At 54.0% G+C, this 21461-nt stretch carries 21 protein-coding genes and 1 pseudogene; 4 read left to right on the top strand and 18 right to left on the bottom strand.

Going from position 1 to position 21461, the window contains the following annotated elements; translation table 11 throughout:
* Positions 1-3 precede the first annotated feature (3 nt).
* The 5 genes from ACLQ3M_RS04850 to ACLQ3M_RS04830 all read right to left on the bottom strand — a co-directional run bounded on the left by ACLQ3M_RS04850 (position 4) and on the right by ACLQ3M_RS04830 (position 4297).
* On the bottom strand, positions 4-612 hold the full coding sequence (locus ACLQ3M_RS04850; protein WP_411676571.1) for an HAD family hydrolase: 609 nt from the start codon (positions 610-612) through the stop codon (positions 4-6).
* A gap of 112 nt (positions 613-724) precedes the next feature.
* Positions 725-877, bottom strand: coding sequence for a FeoB-associated Cys-rich membrane protein (locus ACLQ3M_RS04845; RefSeq protein ID WP_411676570.1), 153 nt, complete (start codon positions 875-877; stop codon positions 725-727).
* 18 nt (positions 878-895) lie between these two features.
* Positions 896-2902, bottom strand: a complete 2007-nt coding sequence (gene feoB, locus ACLQ3M_RS04840; protein WP_411676569.1) for a ferrous iron transport protein B — start codon at positions 2900-2902, stop codon at positions 896-898.
* A 4-nt stretch (positions 2903-2906) separates the two neighbouring features.
* A complete protein-coding gene (locus ACLQ3M_RS04835; protein ID WP_411676568.1) occupies positions 2907-3131 on the bottom strand; it encodes a FeoA family protein in 225 nt (74 codons plus the stop codon).
* Positions 3132-3349: 218 nt separating this feature from the next.
* Positions 3350-4297: an L-lactate dehydrogenase gene (locus ACLQ3M_RS04830; protein ID WP_411676567.1), complete on the bottom strand. Its 948-nt coding sequence runs from the start codon at positions 4295-4297 to the stop codon at positions 3350-3352.
* Between the two features lie 277 nt (positions 4298-4574).
* Here ACLQ3M_RS04830 and ACLQ3M_RS04825 point away from each other — a divergent pair, with 277 nt between their 5' ends.
* Complete coding sequence (locus ACLQ3M_RS04825; protein ID WP_411676566.1) at positions 4575-5270, top strand: SGNH/GDSL hydrolase family protein; 696 nt, start codon at positions 4575-4577, stop codon at positions 5268-5270.
* A gap of 57 nt (positions 5271-5327) precedes the next feature.
* Here ACLQ3M_RS04825 and ACLQ3M_RS04820 read toward each other — a convergent pair whose 3' ends face one another.
* From ACLQ3M_RS04820 to trxA, 7 genes are all read right to left on the bottom strand, one after another.
* The gene (locus ACLQ3M_RS04820) at positions 5328-6743 is read right to left on the bottom strand and encodes an NAD(P)/FAD-dependent oxidoreductase (RefSeq protein ID WP_411676565.1); all 1416 of its coding nucleotides are present in this window, start codon (positions 6741-6743) and stop codon (positions 5328-5330) included.
* The gene (locus ACLQ3M_RS04815; protein WP_411676564.1) at positions 6727-7200 is read right to left on the bottom strand and encodes a YaiI/YqxD family protein; all 474 of its coding nucleotides are present in this window, start codon (positions 7198-7200) and stop codon (positions 6727-6729) included. The genes ACLQ3M_RS04820 and ACLQ3M_RS04815 overlap by 17 nt, the downstream gene beginning before the upstream one ends.
* Complete coding sequence (locus ACLQ3M_RS04810; protein WP_411676563.1) at positions 7197-7868, bottom strand: HAD family hydrolase; 672 nt, start codon at positions 7866-7868, stop codon at positions 7197-7199. Before ACLQ3M_RS04810 ends, ACLQ3M_RS04815 begins: the two co-directional genes overlap by 4 nt.
* A 37-nt stretch (positions 7869-7905) precedes the next feature.
* Positions 7906-9252: an MATE family efflux transporter gene (locus ACLQ3M_RS04805; protein ID WP_411676562.1), complete on the bottom strand. Its 1347-nt coding sequence runs from the start codon at positions 9250-9252 to the stop codon at positions 7906-7908.
* Between the two features lie 90 nt (positions 9253-9342).
* Complete coding sequence (locus ACLQ3M_RS04800) at positions 9343-11460, bottom strand: sodium-translocating pyrophosphatase (protein WP_411676561.1); 2118 nt, start codon at positions 11458-11460, stop codon at positions 9343-9345.
* A 172-nt stretch (positions 11461-11632) separates the two neighbouring features.
* Positions 11633-12145 carry an O-acetyl-ADP-ribose deacetylase gene (locus tag ACLQ3M_RS04795; RefSeq protein WP_411676560.1) on the bottom strand — a complete coding sequence of 171 codons (513 nt, stop codon included), beginning with the start codon at positions 12143-12145 and terminating at the stop codon, positions 11633-11635.
* Positions 12146-12263: 118 nt separating this feature from the next.
* The gene (gene trxA / locus ACLQ3M_RS04790; RefSeq protein WP_066645914.1) at positions 12264-12575 is read right to left on the bottom strand and encodes a thioredoxin; all 312 of its coding nucleotides are present in this window, start codon (positions 12573-12575) and stop codon (positions 12264-12266) included.
* 180 nt (positions 12576-12755) lie between these two features.
* Between trxA and ACLQ3M_RS04785 the strand changes: the two genes are divergently transcribed.
* A complete protein-coding gene (locus tag ACLQ3M_RS04785) occupies positions 12756-13460 on the top strand; it encodes a TrmB family transcriptional regulator (RefSeq protein WP_411676559.1) in 705 nt (234 codons plus the stop codon).
* The gene (locus ACLQ3M_RS04780) at positions 13457-14719 is read left to right on the top strand and encodes a diaminopimelate decarboxylase (RefSeq protein ID WP_411676558.1); all 1263 of its coding nucleotides are present in this window, start codon (positions 13457-13459) and stop codon (positions 14717-14719) included. Before ACLQ3M_RS04785 ends, ACLQ3M_RS04780 begins: the two co-directional genes overlap by 4 nt.
* Positions 14720-14774: 55 nt before the next feature.
* On the opposite strand, the gene ACLQ3M_RS04775 is transcribed toward ACLQ3M_RS04780, so the two are convergent.
* The 6 genes and pseudogenes from ACLQ3M_RS04775 to ACLQ3M_RS04750 form a co-directional block, all read right to left on the bottom strand.
* Positions 14775-15686 (bottom strand): ketopantoate reductase family protein, encoded by a 912-nt coding sequence (locus ACLQ3M_RS04775; protein WP_411676557.1) that lies wholly within the window; start codon positions 15684-15686, stop codon positions 14775-14777.
* Between the two features lie 338 nt (positions 15687-16024).
* Positions 16025-16783 carry an ABC transporter permease gene (locus ACLQ3M_RS04770; RefSeq protein WP_411676556.1) on the bottom strand — a complete coding sequence of 253 codons (759 nt, stop codon included), beginning with the start codon at positions 16781-16783 and terminating at the stop codon, positions 16025-16027.
* On the bottom strand, positions 16780-17439 hold the full coding sequence (locus ACLQ3M_RS04765) for an ATP-binding cassette domain-containing protein (protein WP_411676555.1): 660 nt from the start codon (positions 17437-17439) through the stop codon (positions 16780-16782). Before ACLQ3M_RS04765 ends, ACLQ3M_RS04770 begins: the two co-directional genes overlap by 4 nt.
* A gap of 134 nt (positions 17440-17573) precedes the next feature.
* A pseudogene (locus tag ACLQ3M_RS04760) lies at positions 17574-17996 on the bottom strand (cupin domain-containing protein); the annotation flags it as partial.
* A gap of 289 nt (positions 17997-18285) precedes the next feature.
* A complete protein-coding gene (locus ACLQ3M_RS04755) occupies positions 18286-19233 on the bottom strand; it encodes a 1,4-dihydroxy-2-naphthoate polyprenyltransferase (RefSeq protein WP_411676554.1) in 948 nt (315 codons plus the stop codon).
* A 78-nt stretch (positions 19234-19311) separates the two neighbouring features.
* On the bottom strand, positions 19312-20106 hold the full coding sequence (locus ACLQ3M_RS04750) for an SIMPL domain-containing protein (protein ID WP_411676553.1): 795 nt from the start codon (positions 20104-20106) through the stop codon (positions 19312-19314).
* A gap of 156 nt (positions 20107-20262) precedes the next feature.
* Here ACLQ3M_RS04750 and ACLQ3M_RS04745 point away from each other — a divergent pair, with 156 nt between their 5' ends.
* Complete coding sequence (locus ACLQ3M_RS04745; RefSeq protein ID WP_411676552.1) at positions 20263-21390, top strand: DUF4317 domain-containing protein; 1128 nt, start codon at positions 20263-20265, stop codon at positions 21388-21390.
* Positions 21391-21461 lie beyond the last annotated feature (71 nt).

Genomic DNA, 21461 nt, shown 5'->3' with positions numbered 1-21461 from the left:
GGGCTAGACTCGCACGCCCGCCTCCCGCAGCGCGGCGCAGAGCGCGGGAATATCCTGTTCAAAGCAGAAGCCGCGCATTCCCAGCTTTTCCCCGGCCTCCACATTTTCAGGCCGGTCGTCGATGAAAAAGCATTCCTCCGGCAAAAGGCGGTATTTGCGAAAAAGGGCCTGATAAATTTCGGGTTCCGGCTTAACGCACCGCTCGTCGGCGGATACGATCATTCCGTCAAAGTGCTTCATGGCGGGGATATTCCTGTAAAAGCGGTAGAATCTGCCGCTCATGTTGGAGAGCAGGTAGACGGAATATCCGTTTGCCTTCAGCCGCCCGGCCACCGCTTCCATTTCATCGATCGGCACCAGAACGTCGTGCCAGTGCTCATACAAGTAACGCGCCGTTTCGTGCAGGCGCTTCGGGATCCGTTCGGAGACCAGCGCGAAATATTCTTCGTCGCTCAGGGTTCCGCGGTCGGTTTCCAGCCATTCCGGCGCGCAGAACAGTTCCCGGTGGATCAGCTCCGCGTCCGCGTCATCCGGGACATGTTCCCTGGTAAAGCGCATCGGTTCGTAGCGGAACAGCACCCATGCCATATCAAACACGATGTTTCGAATCATTTTTTCACCCCGCAGAAGTTAATGCTTTCCATCGTAACATAAAAATTCCGTTTGTCAACCCCGCGGAATGCGGAACGCCCCCGCAGCAACGAATTGCTCCGGGGACGTTTTCTTATTTTTTCTCTTTCTTCTCACAGTTCTGATGATAGGGACACGCCGAGCAGTCCCCGCCGCAGGAGTTATTCCTGTGCCGCCAGGAATAGCGCGCTGCAAAAAAGAACAGCAGCGCCACAATCAGCAGAACAATCAAATCGACCGGACTCATCGAAGCATCCCCTTTCTTTCAGCCTGCAACCAGGCGTCCCACCTGATAAACCAGAAAAGCGGCAACCCATGCGACGCCGCACTGGTAAAAAACGACGCCGACCGCGCTGCGGGCACTGCCCATCTCCTGGCGCACCGCGCTGATCGCCGCGACGCAGGGCGTGTACAGCAGCGTGAACGTCAGGAATGTGAAAGCCGTCAGCGGGGTAAACAGAGTGGAAAGCGCCTGCGGCAGATTTGACACGTCCGTACCCGTAAGGACCGCCAGCGTGCTGATGACCGCTTCCTTGGCGGTGAACCCGGTAATCAGCGCGGTGGATGACATCCAGTCGCCGAACCCCAGCGGAGCGAAAACCGGCGCAATCCACCGGCCGATCATCGCCAGCATGCTGTCGGAACCGGAGGAGACCGGATTCAGCCTTGTGTCAAACGTCTGCAAAAACCAGATGATGATGGTAGCCACGAAAATCACGGTGAACGCCCGAACCAGAAAATCGCGAGCCTTGTCCCAGATGAGCAGCAGAACGCTCTTCGCGCTGGGCATCCGGTAATTCGGCAGCTCCATGACAAACGGGACCGGATTGCCGTGGAACACGGTTCCCCGCATCAGCAGGCCGCTCCCGACTCCCATCAGAATCCCCATCACATACAGCAGAATCATCACAAGCGCGGCATGTTTCGGGAAGAACGCCGCGGTAAAAACCGCGTAAATCGGCAGCTTGGCGCTGCAGCTCATGAACGGAGTCAGCAGAATCGTCATCTTGCGGTCGCGCTCGCTCGACAGCGTCCGCGTTGACATGATGGCGGGCACGGAGCAGCCGAAACCGATCAGCATCGGAACAAAGCTCCGGCCCGACAGGCCGATCCGGCGCAGCAGTTTGTCCATGACAAACGCGACGCGTGCCATATAGCCGCTGTCCTCCAGAATCGACAAAAAGAAAAACAGAACCACGATGATCGGCAGGAACTGAAGCACACTGCCCACCCCGGCGAACACGCCGTCAATCACCAGTGATTTCACGATCGGATTGATTCCGTACGCCGCCAGCCCGGCATCCGCCGCGTCCGTCACGGCGGTAATTCCGAGGGAAAGCAGGTCGCTTAAGGCGGTGCCGATCACGGCAAACGTCAGCCAGAAAATCAGCATCATGATCAGAAGGAAAATCGGAATCGCCAGATATTTACCGGTGAGCACCCTGTCGATGGCGACGCTCCTGCGGTGCTCTCTGGACTCCCCCATTTTCACAACGGTGGAAGCGCAGAGGCTTTCGATAAAGGAATACCGCATATCGGCAAGCGCGGCTTCCCGGTCTGTGCTCAGCTCCCGCTCCATCTCCGTCACGTCGTGCATCACCATTTCGATTTCGTTTTCGGAAAGGCGGAGGGCCTTTTTCATCGGCTCGTCCCCCTCCACCAGCTTTGTTGCTGCAAACCGCGGCGGAACCTTGATGCGCTGCGCGTGGTCTTCCACCATATGCGCAATGGAATGAATCGTCCGGTGTACGGCGCCGGAGCAAAAATCCTGCCGTTTGGGGGCGCGCTTGGCCTCGGCGACCTCAAGGACGGTGTCGATCAGCTCCTCTACGCCCTCGTTCTTACTCGCCGAAATCGGAATCACCGGAACGCCAAGCTGTTTTTGAAACTCGTTGATTTTAATCGTCCCGCCGTTTGCCCGTACCTCATCCATCATATTGAGAGCAATCACCATTGGAATATCCAGTTCGATGAGCTGCATACTCAAATAGAGATTTCGCTCAATATTGGTCGCATCCACAATGTTAATGATGGCGTCCGGATTGTTGTTCAGCAAAAAATCGCGCGTTACGATCTCTTCATTTGAGTAGGGGGATAAGGAATATATCCCCGGCAAATCGACCACCGTAACGTCTTTATGCCCTCGGATCTGCCCGTCCTTTCTTGCAACGGTGACCCCCGGGAAGTTCCCCACATGTTGATTGGATCCAGTCAGCTGATTAAAAAGGGTTGTTTTACCGCAGTTTTGGTTCCCCGCAAGCCCCAGGATCATTTAATTATGCCTCCTCAATTACGATGTTTTTTGCGTCGTCCATCCGGAGAGTCAATTCGTAACCCCGCAGATGAATCTCAATCGGGTCGCCCATCGGCGCCATTTTTCTTACCATCACCTCCGTGTTCGGCGTCAGTCCCATGTCCAACAGGCGGCGGCGCAGCGCGCCCTCTCCCCGCACTTCGACAATTTTAGAACTTTTTCCGATCTTCAGCCGATCAAGCGTCATTTTCCCTTTCCTCCTTTCGTAGTCTGATCATACCCTTCAGTTAGTCTCTGCTAACACTAATAGTTTATGCCTCCGTCCCCCTTTTGTCAATAGCCATTTGAATGTATTTGCCTGGTACCCGGCATCTCATTTCCGGCATTTCGCCGGATTCATTTCCGGAGTCATAAATAGATAAAAAAGGGAGGGCTTTTCAGCCCTCCGAAATAAATCGCTGTTCCTCATGACAATTCAAGAGTATCCAGCACTTTTTTAAGAGACTCGGCGGATTTGAGAAGCTTCAGCTGTTCGTCGCCGCTCAGGCCGATGTCCACCACCTTTTCCACACCCTCGCTGCCGACGATTGTCGGAATCCCCATACAGATTCCGTTCAGTCCGTAATGGCCTTCTATCAGGCTGGAAACCGGAAGGATCGAGCGTTCGTCCCTCATGATGCACTCCGCGATGCGGCGAACCGCCATGGCGATGCCGTAATAGGTCGCGCCCTTTTTCTGAATGATCTCGTAGGCGCTGTCGCGCACGTCCTCATACAGCTTCTGCATATTCCGTTCGTGTTCAAAGTGCCCGCACAGCTCGCAGAAGCGGTACAGCTCAACACCGGATATATTGGCACTGCTCCACACCGCCAGTTCGCTGTCGCCGTGTTCGCCAATAATGTAGGCATGCACGCTGCGGCTGTCGACACCCAAATGCTGCCCGAGCAGATATTTCAGCCTCGCCGTGTCCAGCACCGTGCCGGAGCCGATGACGCGGCTGGGTGGGAACCCGGACAGCTTGAGGGCCGTATAGGTAAGGATATCCACCGGATTTGACACAACCAGCAGGATCCCCTCGCATTGTCTCTTTTTGATTTCGGGGATAATTTGCTTAAAAATCCCAACGTTCTTATTGACCAGATCCAGCCGCGTCTCGCCCGGCTTCTGGTTGGCGCCGGCGGTTACCACAATCAGCCCGCAGTCGGCAATATCATCGTAGGTGCCCGCCGAAATCTCAATCGGGCGCGCAAACGGAGCGCCGTGGCTCAGGTCCATTGCTTCTCCTTCCGCCTTGTCACGATTCGCGTCGATCAGAACCAGCTCGGAAAACAGGCCGCTCTGCATCAGGCTGAAAGCCGACGCCGCCCCCACGAATCCGCATCCGATGATTGCGCATTTTCTTACATTTACCATTCTTGTTTCACCGTCCCTTTTCTACATTTTAACTTATGATTTATTTTACCCCGTATGGCTTCAGATAAAAGTAGACTAATTTAATCCACTTATATTATAACGCCCTTTTTCTATTTTTCAAGGGAATTATTAGAATATTTTTCTATTTAAAATTATTTACAGACCAGTATCTTTTTTACTTTTTCTGCATACCCTATTGACATATTTATAATTACACGATATAGTTTTAATAAGCAGATCACGAAATGTTAAACAGTAGAAAGAAGAGGAATGCGGTATGGATCTATCTGTTTGCGTTTTTGGTGATTCAGTATCGAAAGGCGTAGTTTTCGACAGTGTACTGAAAAAATACATCCTTCTGCGCGACAGTTTCGCCAACCGGATTTCAGGCAGCTTTCCGGTCATGATTCGGAATTATTCAAAATTCGGCTGCACTGTTACTAAGGGAATGGATCTCCTGCGGCGGCACTGGAACGAGCTCTCCAACTTCGATTATACGATTCTGGAATTCGGCGGCAACGACTGTGACTTTGATTGGGCTGATATTTCAGAAAATCCCGAACAGGAACATCTGCCGAAAACGCCGGTCGGCATCTTTGAGCAAAAGTACACGGAGCTGATCGAGCAGGTGAAAAGAAGCGGAAGCCGACCGGTTCTGCTGACACTGCCCCCGATCGATGCGAAACGGTATTTCGCGTGGATTTCAAAGGGACTGAACGCAGGCGCAATTTTAAAATTTCTGGGCGACATTGAGCATATTTACCGTTGGCACGAACGGTACAACCTGGCCGTATGCCGGGTTGCCAAAGAATGCAGCGTTCCGCTCATCGATATCAGCAGCGCGTTTCTGGAAACACACAATTATCAATCCCTCCTCTGCGAGGACGGAATCCACCCGAATGAAAACGGTCACCGTCTGATTTCCGGGGTCATCGGCGACACGATCAGAAATCTGCGGACTGCGACGGCATAGAGGTAGAAAACAAGGCCGGTTCAATGGAATTTCCATTGAACCGGCCTTGTTTTTCATTTACGGATTTTTCTCCGCGATGTCCCTCGCCACAACCACTCCGGTCACGGAGGACTGCATCAGCCCGCGCGTGATGCCCGCGCCGTCGCCGATGGCATACAGATTTTCCACCCCGGTCTCGAAATTGGGCCCCACCGAAACCTTGGAGGAATAGAATTTGACCTCCACGCCGTAAAGCAGCGTATTCTTGGAATAAAGCCCCGGCGCCAGCTTGTCGAACGCGCGCAGCGACTCCACAATGCTGGTCAGGTGGCGGTGCGGCAGAACGAACGACAGGTCGCCCGGAACCGCGCTTTTCAGCGTCGGAATCGTTGTCGACTTGGAAAGGCGCGTCGCGTCCGTTCTGCGGCCCATCAGCAGGTCGCCAAGCCGCTGCACCATGATTCCGCCGCCGGTCAGCATGTTGCCGAGCTGCGCGATGTAGCGCCCGTATTCAATCGGCTGATGAAACGGCTCCGTGAATTTTGTGGAAACCAGCAGCGCAAAATTCGTGTTGTCCGTGTGCCGTTCCTCCTCCGCGTAGGAATGGCCGTTCACGACCGCGATACCGGAACCGACGTCGTAGTGCTCCTCGCTGACAATGCCGCCCGGATTCATGCAGAAGGTGCGCACGCGGTTTTCAAACGTATCCGAATAGTAGACCAGCTTGGCCTCATAGAGATATTTGGTCAACGGGTCCATTACCGCGTTCGGCACCTCGACCCGCACGCCGATGTCCACCTCATTATTGGTAATGTCCAGCCCGGTCTCCTGCGCGATGCGCGAAAGCCAGTCGGCTCCGCCGCGCCCGGGGGCGACCACAACACGCCTTCCCCTGACCGCCTGCCCGCCGTCCGGTCCCGACAGGCGCACGCCCGCCGCTTTTCCGTTTTCGACCAGAACGGATTCGGCGGTCGTTCTCTCCCGGAACTCGAAATTCGGACGCGAGCTCAGGTAACGGTACATTTCAAGCAGCACTTTAAACGAATATTCGGTTCCCATGTGCCGCACCGGGCACGGAATCAGGCGGATGTTTTCCTTACGCGCCTCATAAGCGATTTTATCCGCGAACTTATCGCTTTTGCCGTAAACCTGATCCGGTGCGCCGTAGTGCAGGTAGACTCCGTCCACATAACGGATCAGCTCCCTTGCCTTGTCAACCGTCATATATTCGGTGATATTGCCGCCGACTTCTTCCGAAAGGGAGAGCTTTCCGTCGGAAAACGCCCCCGCGCCCGCCCAGCCGTTCATAATACTGCAGGTCGCGCAGTGGGCGCACTGTCCGAGGGTCCGCGCGGGGCAGGAGCGACGTTCCAGCGCACTGCCGGAATCCACAACCAGTATTTTTTTGTCCGGCGCCAGCCTGTCAAGTTCCAGAGCGGTGAAAATGCCCGCCGGGCCCGCGCCTACTACGATTACGTCATAAATTTGATCCATGATTGAACTGTTCCTCCGATTTTCCCGTTCTCCGAATCATCTTTTCCAACTGACGCGCAAATGATTCGTCGTCTTCTTTCGTTCTTTTTCTGTTTTTTCCCGCTTTGCCGCCCGCGCGCCGTATCTTTTGCCCGAGGGCGCGCTCAAACAGCAGGCGGTCCATGTTGTCCTCCCCGTAAACCATCCCGTTCTGATTCAAAGCGGTCGCCCCGCGGCTCAGAGACATGGCGGCTACACCGAAATCCTGCGTTACGACCAGATCGCCCGGTTCTATCAGGTTGACCAGCCGGATATCCGCGCTGTCCCTTCCCTTGTCGACGATAATTACCGTGCTGTAGCCGTCGTCAAGAACGTGGCTCGTGTCAATCAGCATCGTGACCGGGATTCCGAGGCTTTTCGCCTGACGGACGATGATTTCCTTCACCGGGCAGGCGTCCGCGTCCACCAGTATTTTCAAACCGCGCCCTCCTCAGAACTTGTTTCCCCAATTAATTTTATCACGTCGGTCAACGACGGCTCACAGGACCAGCACAGTTTCCTCAGCGCCGCGTCCGGTTCGATCCGGTCGGGAATCATCACGGCTTTCATTCCCGCCGCACAAGTCGCCTGAATTCCGCACGGCGAATCCTCCAGCGCAATGCAATCCTCCGCCGAGACGCCGAGCGCTTCCGCGACCTTCAAATAAATCTCCGGGGAGGGCTTGCCATGCTCCACCATATCGCCGAAAATCATCCGGTCAAAGTATCCGGCGGCTCCGGTCTGTTCCAGATAATCGGAAGCGTGGCGGCGCGAGGTCGAGGTCGCGACCGCCAGTCGGAACCCGCCCTGCTTTAAATACCGAAGGAGTTCAAACAGCCCCGGCTTGACCGGCACGCCGTTTTTTCGAATGAATTCGTCGATGATCTCCTGCCTGCGCGCCGCAAAACGCGGGTAAGAAAACCCGCTGCCGAAACGCTTTTGATACAGAGGGACACAGTCGGTCTCTCTAACCCCGATCATATCACGCGCCAGATCCGCGATACCGAAGTACCCCATCTCATTGCCGGTCTGTTCGATCGCCTGATCATAAAGGCGCTCCGTGTCGAACATCAGACCGTCCATATCGAAAATCACCGCCCGCACCATACCTTGCCGTCCTTTCCCAGTCGGAATCAATTCGGATTTATGCCAAAAGATTCCTTGATCTCCACATTCCCCTTCTCCAGCGAATCAGAAGGACCATGCCGCGGATGCATTCATCCGCGGCCATCGCGGCCCAGATTCCGCTAAGGCCCCAGCCTCCCCAAACGCCGAGCAAATACCCCGCGCCGACCGCCACAATCCAGACGTCGATCACCGATACATAAATCGGAAACCGGATATCTCCGGCGGCCTGCAAGGCTCCCACAAGAACAATATTCACCGCGCGTCCGATTTCCAGAATCATTTCAACCGCGAGAATCCGCCGGCCGAGCCGAATGACGCCGGCGTCGTCGGTAAAGAGCCCAAACAGCCAGTCGCTGCCGAAATAAAGCAGGACGGAAATCAGGAAAGAAACCGCCACGGCAAGCTTCAGCGTCGCCATCACCCTGCGGTTCGTATCCTCCGTGCGGCGCGCGCCCATCAGATAGCCGACCATAACCTGCGTCGCCTGTGAAATTGCCGACGCAAAAATGTAGGTAATCATGGCAAAAGTCCCGGCAAAGGCCTTTGTGTTGATGACAAACACCGGAAACAGGTTGCACATCGCCTGAATCGCGAGCTGCGAAAGGTTATAGGAGATGGATTCGCCCCCCGAGGGAAGACCGATGCGCAGCAGACGGTTCAGCTGCTCAAACGGAAACGGGCGCAGCGCCCGCACGGAGATACGGGACCCCACCAGCCTGCGGAACAAAAGCACAATCACAAAAAGCCCGATCAAGCGGCTCATATCACTGGAAATTGCCGCGCCCGCCACACCCAGGGCCGGAATTCCCCAAAAGCCGTTGATCAGGATAAAATTTCCCCCGATATTTGCCAGATTCAAAACAGCAGAAACGAACATGGTTACTTTCATCATGGCGTTGCTGCGGAAAAAGGCGATGAAGGTAACGTAAAGCGACTGAAACACCATTCCGCCGCCCACGATGGACGAATACAAGCAGGTCTGGTCCATCAGCTCGCCGGGCACTTTCATCAGGGTATAGATCGGCCTGCTGCAAAACATCAGCAGACCGCTGACCCCAAGGCCAGCCAGCAGGTTGACAAACAGCGACAAAGAATAGATTTCTTCCGCGCGCTCCGGTTTCCCGGCGCCGATATACTGGGTAATTAAAATTGTGGACGCCATACTGACAACGTTGAAAAACAGAATCAAAAGCCCAATCATCTGATTCGCGTTGCTGACGGCGCCCACAGCGCTTTGGGAGTAACGGCTGACCATCATCTGGTCCGCGTTGCCGACCAGCATCTGAAGCACAAGCTCCACAAAAATCGGCCATGTGATTGAGAAAACAGATCCGCGTCTCCCGGTAAATTCAATCTCCCGCATCGGGCCCTCCGTGTTCGGCATCAACAAACAAAACGATTGTTATTATAGCATTTTAAGCCGCAATGTCAACACGAAGAGACCAAACTTTGATTAAAAAATTGAATGTGAAAGGATAAGGCCCGCAAACACAATAGAGACCATGGAGGTCAGCTTGATCAAAATGTTCAAAGATGGGCCGGACGTATCCTTGAACGGATCGCCGACCGTGTCGCCGACCACCGCCGCTTTATGCGCGCTGCTGCCCTTGCCGCCAAGCTTTCCGCTCTCTATGTATTTCTTCGCGTTGTCCCAGGCGCCGCCCGCGTTCGCCATCATGACCGCCATGACAAACCCGGTCACCGTAGCGCCCGCCAGCATTCCGACCACGCCGTTTACACCCAGAATCAGGCCGACAACGATCGGCGTTGCGATTCCAACCAGAGCGGGAGCCACCATCTCTTTCTGGGCGGAACGGGTGCAGATATCGACACACGTTTCGTAATCCGGTTCCGCCTTTCCTTCCATCAGGCCCGTGATTTCATGGAACTGCCGACGAACCTCGTTCACAATGCTCTGCGCGGCGCGTCCGACCGCGTTCATGGTAAACGCGGAGAACAAAAACGGAAGAACCCCGCCGATAAACAGACCTACCAGAACGATCGGGTTCGTAATGCTCAGGTTAAACTGAAAGGAGGGATCGCGAACCTTGACCGAATCCATATAGGAGGCGATCAGGGCAAGCGCCGTCAGCGCGGCGGAACCGATCGCAAATCCCTTGCCGGTCGCGGCCGTCGTATTTCCCAGGGAATCGAGCGCATCGGTGCGTTCGCGCACTTCTTCGCCAAGTTCCGACATTTCGGCAATACCGCCCGCGTTGTCCGCCACAGGACCGTAAGCGTCCGTCGCAAGCGTGATTCCAAGCGTGGAAAGCATGCCGACGGCCGACAGGCCGATGCCGTACAATCCGTGGTTAAAGTCCGCCGCTCCGCCGGAAACAAAATAGCTCGCCAGTACGGAAACGCCGACGATCACGACCGGAAAAACAGTGGATTTCATTCCGAGCGCAAGCCCGCCGATTATCACGGTAGCCGGTCCGCCGGAAGAATCCGCGGCAAGGTCCCTCGTGGGCTGATAGGTATCGGAAGTAAAATATTCGGTGGAAATACCGATCAGGATGCCTGCGAGCAGCCCGGACAGAATGGCAAAGTAGAGTCCGGTCTTATCGGCGCCCAGACCGAAACGGATCAGCGGATAGGATACAATCGCGATCAGCAGCGCGCTGATCCAGGTGCCGCGCCGCAGCGCGGTCAGAAGATTCTTTTGCGTCGCGCCCTCTTTGGTTCTGACAAAGAAAGTGCCGACGATGGAAGCGACGATCCCGACCGCGGCCATGACCATCGGAATGCTTACTCCGCTGAAACCGAGCCCCGCCGCGGAAGCGAGGGCCGCCGTTGAAATGATGGAACCGACATAAGATTCGTACAGGTCGGCGCCCATGCCGGCGACGTCACCGACGTTGTCGCCCACGTTGTCGGCGATGACGGCGGGATTTCTCGGATCGTCTTCCGGGATACCGGCTTCAACCTTGCCGACCAGGTCGGCCCCGACATCGGCTGCCTTTGTAAAGATACCGCCGCCCACACGCGCGAACAGCGCCATGGAGGAAGCGCCCATGCCGAACGTCAGCATCGCCGTGGTAATGGCCTGAACCTGCGCGTCTTCAAGCGCCTGCCCCGCAACCGCCGCGAGATGCGCCGGGTTCGAGTACCAGAATTTCAGGAAATAATACCAGAAGGAGATATCGACAAGCCCCAATCCTACCACAACAAACCCCATGACCGCGCCCGCCGAAAAGGCGACGTGCAGGCCGGAGTTTAAGCTGTGCTGCGCGGCGTTCGTCGTGCGGTCGTTTGCATTCGTCGCAATTTTCATCCCGATAAATCCCGACAGGCCTGAGAAAAAGCCGCCGGTCAGGAAGGCGAACGGAACGAATATTGTCAGGAATCCCGCGAACGCCATGATCAGCAGAACAATGAACATAACCCCGAAAAAAATCGCGACACCGGTGTACTGACGCTTCAGATAAGCATTCGCGCCCCTGCGCACCGCAAGGGAAATTTTTTTCATCTTGCCGCTGCCTTCATCCGCTTTCAAGACTTTGACCGCGAGGTACCACGCAAACAATAGCGCAACGACAGCTCCGATTGGTGCGAAAATAGTTGCTTCCATAAAACTCCTCCTTAATTTCATTACAGAATTCCAATAATTTCATTATAAACCCGAATTAGTTAAATTTCAATCAATCTTTTTCGGAATTGGAATTATCGTAAATGAAATTTTACGGGAGAATTTTTGTGAAATAAGGCAAAAAACATCCTGCTGTTGAAAGAGAAGTTGAATGTCAGCGGCCAATCTGCTCCCTCAGCGCCGCTTCGTAGGCGGACTTGGTTTCAGCGTCAAAGCAAACCATGGTTACCTCCCGAACGACACGGTCGTTTTGTAAAAAAGCAAGGATTTCACAAACCGCGATACGGGCGGCCCTTTTCAGCGGAAATCGGTAAATTCCCGTGCTGATGGATGGAAACGCGACCGTTGCGCAGCCATTGCGCGAGGCAAGAACCAGGCTTTCGCGGTAACAGCCGGCCAGCAGCTCATCTTCCCCGCAGGCTCCGCCGCGCCAGACCGGTCCGGGCGTGTGAATAACGAATCTCGCGGGCAGACGGTATCCGCCGGTAATCTTTGCCTTTCCCGTTTCGCAGCCGTGCAGCGCCCGGCATTCTATCAGCAGCTCCGGTCCGGCCGCCCGGTGAATCGCGCCGTCGACCCCGCCGCCGCCCAGCAGCGAACAGTTCGCCGCGTTTACGACCGCATCCGCTTTCTGCATGGTTATATCGCCCAATATAATTTGAAGCATGGATTTACCCCCTTTTCATTATTATGGCAGAATGCAAAAAGACCCGCAAGGGCCGGAACAGCGGCTCTTCGGATCTTTTTATTATCATGATCAAACCAAAAAGGGGGAGAGAAGTAACTTAATCCAGCATTGAAAGAATATCCTGCTTGCTGCGCACCCCGACCGAAGTCTGGGCCGGCCTGCCGTCTTTGAAAACAATCAGAGTAGGGATGCTCATGATATTATATTTCGCCGCAATATCCGGCTGTTCGTCAACATTGACCTTCCCCACCATATATCTTCCGTCGGATTCGTTGCCGATTTCATCCACAATCGGGGAAACCATGCGGCAGGGGCCGCACCAAGACGCCCAAAAATCCACGAGAACCGGTTTATCGGCCTTTAAAACTTCAGATTCAAAATTATCCTGTGTTACCGTTACAACTGCCATATTGTTTTCTTCCTTTCAGTTTTATTTCTTGTGATTTTATTATAACCACACCTACAAGGTTTGTATGTGATAAAATCACACAAAATGTAAAATCTTTTTGTTTTTTACGAATCCTTCTTGACAAGCGCCGTTAAATTTAATATAGTGTTCCTATATAGTAACACTAATTGGAGTGACGTGATGGATTCCGTTTTACTGCTGACCCATTTCGGGCTGACACAACAGGAAGCAAAACTCTATTGGGCGTTGTTTTCGCAGGGGGACCTGACCGGCTACGAGGCGGCGAAGGTGACGGGGATTTCCCGCTCCAACGCCTATTCGGCGCTTTCCGGCCTTGTGGAAAAGGGCGCGGCGCGGCTGATGGAAGGCGCCGCGGCGCGGTATACGCCGGTCCCCGTTGCGGAATTCTGCGGCAACTGCATTTACAGCCTGCAGAAAGACGCCAAGGAGCTGAGCCTGCTGCAGCCGAAGCGCCGTACGGACTCCGAGGGGTACATTACCGTCGCGGGGGAAAAACACATCCTATTGAAAATGAGAAATCTTCTGCGCGGGGCCGAGGAGAGGGTATACGCTTCGATGTCGGCGGAGCTGATCGTCCGGATTCTGCCGGAGTTGCGCGGCATGACGGAGCGCGGGCTGAAAGTCGTCGTCATCACCGACCACCCGCTTGACCTGCCCGGCGCAACCGTTTACTGCACGGAAAAAAAGCAAAAACAAATCCGGCTGATCGCCGATTCCTCCAGCGTTTTGACCGGCGATCTGGACGACGGGGAAAACTCGACCTGTCTGTATTCCAAAAAAGACAATCTGGTCAGCCTGTTCAAAGAAGACCTGAAAAACGAAATCCGGCTGATTGAGCTGACAAAGGAAAGGGAGCAAGCATGACAAAGACACCTTTTGTATCACTGGAAAAGCTGAAAGAAATCGAAGAGAAAATTCCAACTCCATTCTACCTCTATGATGAAAAAGGCATTCGGGAAAACGTTCGAAAAATCAAAAAGGCTTTCTCCTGGAATCCCGGCTACCGGGAATATTTCGCAGTGAAGGCAACCCCGAACCCGACCCTTCTGAAAATTCTCAAAGAGGAAGGCTGCGGCGCGGACTGCTCTTCCCTGACGGAGCTGATGCTTTCCGACGCGGTCGGGCTCAGGGGCGAAGAGATCATGTTTTCCTCCAACGACACGCCGGACGAAGATTTTCTGCTGGCCGCAAAGCTGGGCGCGACCATCAACCTGGACGATTTTACGCATATCGAGATTCTGGAGCGGCTCGCGGGCATTCCGGAAACGATCAGCTGCCGCTACAATCCGGGCGGAGTTTTCAAGGCAAGCAACGCCATTATGGACAACCCCGGAGAATCCAAATACGGTTTCACGCGGGCGCAGATGACGGAAGGCTTTCAAAAACTTCAAAAACTGGGCGCTAAAAATTTCGGGATTCACGCGTTTCTTGCCAGCAACACAACCGGAAACGAATATTATCCCGCTCTGGCGGGGGTTTTGTTCCAGCTGGCGGTTGATCTGCACCGCGAAACCGGCGCGCATATTTCCTTTATCAATCTGTCCGGCGGAGTAGGCGTTGCCTATCGTCCGGGTCAAACCCCGCCCGACATTCTGAAAATCGGCCGCGAAGTTAAAAAAGTCTACGACGAAATTCTTGTTCCGGCGGGGATGGGGGACGTGGCGCTCTACACGGAGATGGGCCGCTTCATGCTTGGGCCTTACGGAATTCTGGTTGCGAAGGCCATTCGGGAAAAGCACATTTATAAGGAATATATCGGTCTGGACGCCTGCGCCGCCAACCTGATGCGTCCCGCAATGTACGGGGCATATCACCACATCACCGTCATGGGAAAGGAAAACGCGCCCTGCGACCACAAGTACGACGTAACCGGCGGCTTATGCGAAAACAACGACAAATTCGCCATTGACCGGATGCTGCCGAAAATCGATATGGGCGACCTTCTTGTGCTTCACGACGCGGGCGCGCACGGGCACTCCATGGGTTACAACTACAACGGAAAGCTGCGCAGTGCGGAGGTTCTTCTCCGCGAGGACGGTTCCTTCGATCTGATTCGCCGCGCCGAGACCCCCGCGGACTATTTCGCAACGCTCGATTTTCCGGGACTTCCGAAAAACCCCTAAACAGCGGAGTAACCCAAACGCCCCGCCGTGGCTTCTGCCGCGGCGGGGCGTTTGTTTAATAAACAGCCTGAATGGATTGAAGCAGCAAAAGCAAAACGTGGTTTACGGGAGTCGGAACCTTCAGCTCCTTTCCCAGCTCCACAACCGTCCCGGCAAAATAATCGACTTCCGTCTGTCGTTTCGCCTCGACGTCCTGCAGCATGGAGGTTTTTCCTTCCGGCGAAAAATTTCCCATCATTGCTTCGAATTCTCTGGCGTCCGCTTCGCTCAAATCAATTCCGGAAGCCTTAGCAAGCGCGACGACTTCCATCATCGCCTCGTGAAACAGTTGCAGCGTGGAAGGAACCGACGCGATCTTCCCATACGGAGAACGGGTGATGGCGGAAACCTGGTTGATTCCGACGTTCATCATCCATTTTTTCCAGACCGCGCGGATCATGTCCGGGCAAACTTCGGTTTTAATGCCCGCGCCGTTCAGATAGTCCCTTACAATGGCGACCTCGGGGGATAAAACCGCATTGTCGTCTTCCCCAAACTGAATCACTCCGTTCTTGGTGTTCACGACGCCGCTTTCCGTCCTTACCGCGTCGATATAGATGGAGAGCCCGTTCAGAACCGCGTTTTCCGGATACGCGTGCTTCAGGCGTGTCTTTGCCGTCACGCCGTTCAGAAGCGGGAGCAGCACCGTGCCAGGGCCGACAAATCCGCGGATATCCTCGATTGCCTGGTCGAGCTGATAATTTTTAACGCAGACAAGGATCAGATTCGCCGCAAATTCCGCTCCGGGTTCCGCGACACACGGAAAAAAGGGCTGCCCGTTGACTTTCATGCCGTTTTTCTTCAGCCGCTGGGCGCGCGCGCCGCCTGCAATTACGGCAAAGTCGTCTCCGTATGCCTGATGAAGCAATTTTCCATAGACCGACCCAATTGCCCCCAAACCGATCATTGCGGCTTTCTTGATTTCCATTTGAATTCCTCCATGTGCTTATGCGGGACGGCTTTCCAGATGGGGTTCCCGTCCAGTTCCGTTTCTTTTCATCAAAATCCGGGCGAAAATAACATTTTCATTATACCCTGCTTTTCGGTAAAATGCAAGTCATCATGCCTTTCGATGCAAAATTCACCTACCGGATCATAATTGCCATTCCGTTCGCATCGTCCAAAGCATCGAAGCAAAGCACATATTACCTCAGCGCCCGCAAGCTTTCACCCGCTTTCGCCGGCGTTTAGAGGCGCGTTCCGGGTCTGGGCGGGGAGGAACGCACCGCTTCGCCGGTGCAGCAGAAAAGCGTGTCCGGTCAAATTCTAAACAAGCTGCTTTCTGTCATTGAAAAAGCCCCGGTAGCAAAGGTAACAGGCCAGAAAAGAAGAGACCGCGGTTGTTGAAAGAAGCATAAAGGTCACCATAATCTGGTAACGCACCGCCTGAACGGGGGACGTGCCCGCCAGAATCAGCCCCGTCATCATTCCGGGAAGCGAAACGATTCCCAACGTTTTGGCGGAATCTATGGTCGGGACCATCCCCGTCCGGATGGAATCACGGATGATTTCGATGGAGGAGGGCAGAATATCTGCGCCGAGGGAAAGCTTGGTTTCAATTTCATCCCTCCGGCTTTGAAAATCCGCTGTGATCTGCCGGTAGCAAAGGCCCAGCGCGACCATAGCGTTGCTGATAATCATTCCCCCGACGGGAATGATCTGATTGGGCACATAGCGGATTGCGCCCGAAGCAACCAGAACCGCCAGAGTGGCCCCCGCCCCCGCCCCGATGGAGACAAACGAAATCAAAAGGCCGTTCCGGATTCCTTTTCCCCGCTTCGCGGCGTTATGGGAAGCGTTGAACGTCATCAAAAGCACAAACAGCGTAGTGAACAGAGGATTTTCGAGCCCGAAGATATACTGAAGGACATATCCGACGGCAATCAGCTGAACGACCGCCCGCAGGACGCTGACGAGAATTTCTTTCTCCAGCTTCAACTTTTGAAAATAGGAAAAAAGCAGCGAGACGAATACAAGCAGCGATGCGATCATCAGAGAGGAAAAACTGATATTGGCTGTGTTCATTTCAGCGCCTCCATCGATTTGATTTCGCCGTTTTCAATCGCAAGCAGCTTTCCGGCGTATTTTCTGCTCTGTTCCGGATTGTGGGTAATCCACAGTACCGTGACGCCGTCCTGATTCAGCGTCCGGATCACACGCTCGACGATCAGCGTATTCTCAGGATCCAGCGCCGAAGTCGCCTCATCCAGCAGAAGCACCTCCGGCTGAAACAACAGGGAGCGGATCAGCGCGATCCTCTGTTTTTCCCCACCCGATAAATTTACAATTTCATGTTTTAAATAATCCGGGTCCATTTGAAAAAGCGAAAAAAGTTTGTTCACCCGGTCCCCGTCCATCTTCCGGTATCGAAGCCGATAGGGATAGCTCAGGTTGTCCTCCACCGTCCTGCCGAAGAGAACCGGCGTCTGGAAGCAGTAACCGATCTTTTTTCTCAGTTCGACCGGGTCCAGCTTCATCGCATCGGCCCCGTTGATCAGGATGCTGCCTTCCGTCGGGCTGATCAGGTGGCAGCACAGTTTTAAAAACGTGCTTTTTCCGCTTCCCGACGGCCCGACAACCGAAATGTAATCGCCCGGGAATATTTCAAGCGAAAGGTCTTTCAGAATTGCTTTTTCACCGCTGCGGTAAAACACCTTATGAAAGGCAATTTGAGGTTTCATAGATTTTCCATTTCCTTTTCTGTTCATTCGGAGAAACGGTCTATTTCATTTTACCCATTTTTTCCATTTTCGTAAAGGCCGGACGCCGAATCTTAAAAAAACTGACGCCGAAGAAAACGGACGTCAGTTTCCCTTTACTTTGAAGAATCATTTTGCCTTTCCGCCGCCAAAGCCTCCGCCTTCGTTTCCTGTACCGTTCCGCGGGGATGTTCCGGCGGCGCGTAGATCGCATACAGCTTCAGCGGACAGTTACCCGTATTGATCACGTCGTGCCACGTCCCGGCGGGTACCATAATCGCGTCGCCGTCGCAGACTCTTCTGACATAAGTCAGCTGATTTTTTTCGTTCCCCATTTTAACAATTCCCCGGCCGCACTCGATTCGTATAAACTGATCGACATCGGGATGAATTTCAAGCCCGATATCATCCCCGGCACAGATGCACATCAGCGTTACCTGCAGGTTTTCGCCTGTCCACAACGCGGTACGGTAATTTCTGTTACAAAGAGTCGCCTTCTCAATATTAACGACAAAAGGTTCCGGCCCGTAATCCTTCAGGCAGGTCTGCTGTCCGGCCAGCCCGAGCGAATTGCCGTACGATCCTCTCATCCAATCCATCTTGCGCCCTCCTTTCTCAGTGATACCAATATAATATTCTTTCAACCCGAAAAAGTGCGGATTCGGAAACATGAATCCGGATCCCGCATCCAAGCGCAAAGCGCCCGCATGCCTGAAAGGTTCTCAGACACACGGGCGTCTTTGCGCTTCAATTTCCGGGTCTGCCGCCACCGCGCAGCAGGACTGCTCCGCAAAAGACTTCTCTCCGCCGGAGATTCTCCTGCGGCTTTTACAAAACGCCCCCCGCCGCGACGGAAACGGCCAGTGTGAGAACAAGAGCGCCGTTCATCAGAACAAAGTTTTGGACCGACAGCACAAAGGTCTCTTTCTTGCTCTGCTTTTCCCGAAAAGCCCTGATTCGTTTTCGCACAAGCACAAAAGTGCCGAACACAAGGATGCAAACCGGCGGAACGACCCCGGCCGCCAGCAGAACCGCCAGTGCCAGATAGCCCGTGTAGTACAGGGCCGCAAAAACCTTCAGCGCGTTGTATTTTCCAAGATAAATCGGGAGCGTGTATCTTCCGTTTTCAGCGTCTTCCCGCATATCGCAGATATTATTCGCAAGCATGATATTCGCGATTCCGACGGCGGCGGGCAGCGAAACCAGAACAACATAAAAGACCTCCGGCAGATTGACCGCTATGCGGAACACGCCGCCCTGCAAAGCCAAACGAAGCAGGCCCAGGTGATTTGTCTGGATATAAAACGCGAGAAACGGGATGAGAACCCCCATAAACGCGCCGGAAAAAAGCTCGCCGAAAGGCGTGCGGGAGATGGGAACGGGGCCGAACGAATACAGCACGCCGACCGCAAAGGAAACCGCCCCCAGGGCCAGCACCACAAAGTCGGTGTTCAGAAACAGCAGCAGGCCGAAGGCCGCGGCCACGAGCAGCAGGGCGAAAATCACCGCGAGAGCCGCCGCCTTCCCAAAACCGTATTTTTCAGCCGCGGGATGCGTCGCTCCACGCTTTTTGCAGGCCCTTTTTTCATCCATATAGTTGTTGATCGCCGTGGTCGCCATGTCGATGCAGAGAAGAGAAACCAGCATCAGAACAAAATTTTTCAGATGAAAAGTCCGAAACCGGTGAAGGGCATAAACGGTTCCAAGCAAAAAAGGGATCACGCTTGCGGCCTTTGTCCGTATTTCCACGAATTCCATGAAGCCCCTGACCGACATTCCGAAAACTCTCCTTCATCGCCTTTGCAAACGCCGCTCCCACCGTTTTAAAAGATGAGGGCAAGCTTGGCATACGCTTTATTTTTCGATCTCATAGGTAATGATAACCGACGCGTTCACGTCGATCTGCCCCGCCGCCGCCTGTGTGGACGATTCCGCCGCGTCCGCCGTCAGTTTCATCGACGAGTTGTAAACGACAGGCGGAGCGGAGCCTTCCTTGTTCTCATTGATCGCTTTGATGCCTTTCACGCCGACTCCGTTTTTCGCGGCAATTTTATCGGCCAAAGCTCTGCATTTGCCTGTCGCTTCCGTCAGCGCGGTACTGTAGGCGTCGTCGTACTTGCTGTAACTGTACCGAACAGAATCAATCTTGTTGACCCCCGCCGCAGCCGACCCGTCGAGCACCGTCCCGACTTTGTCAATGGAGACTCCGCTTACTGCAATGTCGGTTCTGCACTCGTAACCGACCATCTCTTCTTTTCCATCCGTATAGCTGTACCGCGGCGTCAGCGAATAGCCGTTGGTTTGAATGTTCTTTTCCTCGATTCCTGTCTTTTTGATTGCCAGCACCACTTGATTGACATCCGTGCTGTTTTGCGAAAGACAGTCCCCGGCTTCTTTTGCGTCCGTGACCACTCCGAAGCTGATTTCCGCCAAATCCGGAACCACCCGGTCTTTTTGCGTATAGGAGACTGTAATGGTATCGCCGCCGGACTGATTCTGCGCCGCTCCGCTCGTCCTGCCGCTGTTTGACAGCCGGAAAAATGCGCTGAAAGCGATTCCCACGATTGCGACCACCCCGATCAGCGCGGCCGCAACCGCGATGATAAACTTTTTCAGTTCGACCGACCCCTGCTTTTTCTCCTCTTCCATTGACGTTCCCCCCGTTTCGGTATATTTTTCCTGATTCCGTTTTATCATACCGCTTTCTTTTTACGGACGCAAGGGGCAGGGCAGGATGACAAAATCGTTTTTTCATCCTATAATAATATTTCAGGACAATAATAACGATAGGAAACGGGGATCTGAATGAACGAAAAAGAAATTGCGGAAATCCGCCGCCGCTTTCGTCCGGATAAAAGCAATATTACCCGGATTCGCGGCTGCTATGTCAATGATCAGAGAGAAATTGTTTCAGAGTTCAGCCAGCCGCTCGGCCTGATGCCTCAGGAGGAATCCGAAGAGCTTCTGGCGATTTTGAAAAAAACGCTGTCCGGCACGGTCGGAAAAAATTTAATTGATATTGAGTTTGCGACACGGCAGGTTTTGGAGGGTGAGGAGCACAAGCTGCTCATGGCGCTCAGAGAATCCGCGCTGAAGGATGACGCCGCCGTGCGCGAATTCTACGGCCGTATTATTGAAACCCTTGGAATGGAAGGAAATTATCTGATTCTTCTGGCGTCGGATCAGTACGACATTCCTTTCTATGCGAAGGACGGAGAAGCGCAGGAGGACTCTTCGGAGATCTATTCCTATTTTCTGTGCAGCATCTGCCCGGTAAAGCCGCGAAAACCCGCGCTCGGGTATTATGTCTCCGAAAACACCTTCCGCAATATTACGGCGGACTGGGTTGTTTCTCCCCCGGAGCTGGGCTTCCTGTTCCCGGCTTTCGATGACCGCAGCGCCAACATCTACAGCGCCCTCTATTATTCCCGTAATATTGAGGAAAACCACGCGGAGTTCGTTGATACCGTGTTTAAAAGCGAAATCCCGATGCCGGCCGCCGTCCAGAAAGAAACCTTTCAGTCGATCCTGGGCGAGGCCGTCGCGGAAGAATGCAGTCTGGAAGTCGTTCAGGCGGTTCACGAGCAATTATCCGAAATGATCGAGGAGCACAAGGCAAGCAAAGAGAAAGAACCGCTGGTCGTTTCAAAGGGCACGGTAAAAGGAGTTCTTGCTTCCTGCGGACTTTCCGAGACCCGCGTAACCGCGTTTGAAGAAAAATACGACGAAGAGTTTGGCTCCGAAACTCAGATCAGTCCGCGGAATCTGATCGACATGAAGCAGCTGGAGGTTCGCACCCCCGACGTGACGATCCGCGTAAACCCGGAGCGCGGCGACCTGGTGGAAACCCGGGTCATCGACGGCGCCAAATATATTTTAATCCGCGCGGAGGAAGGAGTCGAGGTAAACGGCGTGCCCGTACATATTTCATGACGATCCGCGATGAGAAAACAGGCCTGACGGCGGGATAAAATTTGAGGCGGAATGCTGCATTCGCAGCATTC

The organism is Caproicibacter sp., from assembly GCF_046707225.1.
In the GTDB taxonomy this organism is placed as follows: Bacteria; Bacillota; Clostridia; order Oscillospirales; family Acutalibacteraceae; genus Caproicibacter.
The sequence above is the reverse complement of the archived record's forward strand: the minus strand, read 5'-3'. Positions and strand labels throughout refer to the sequence as shown.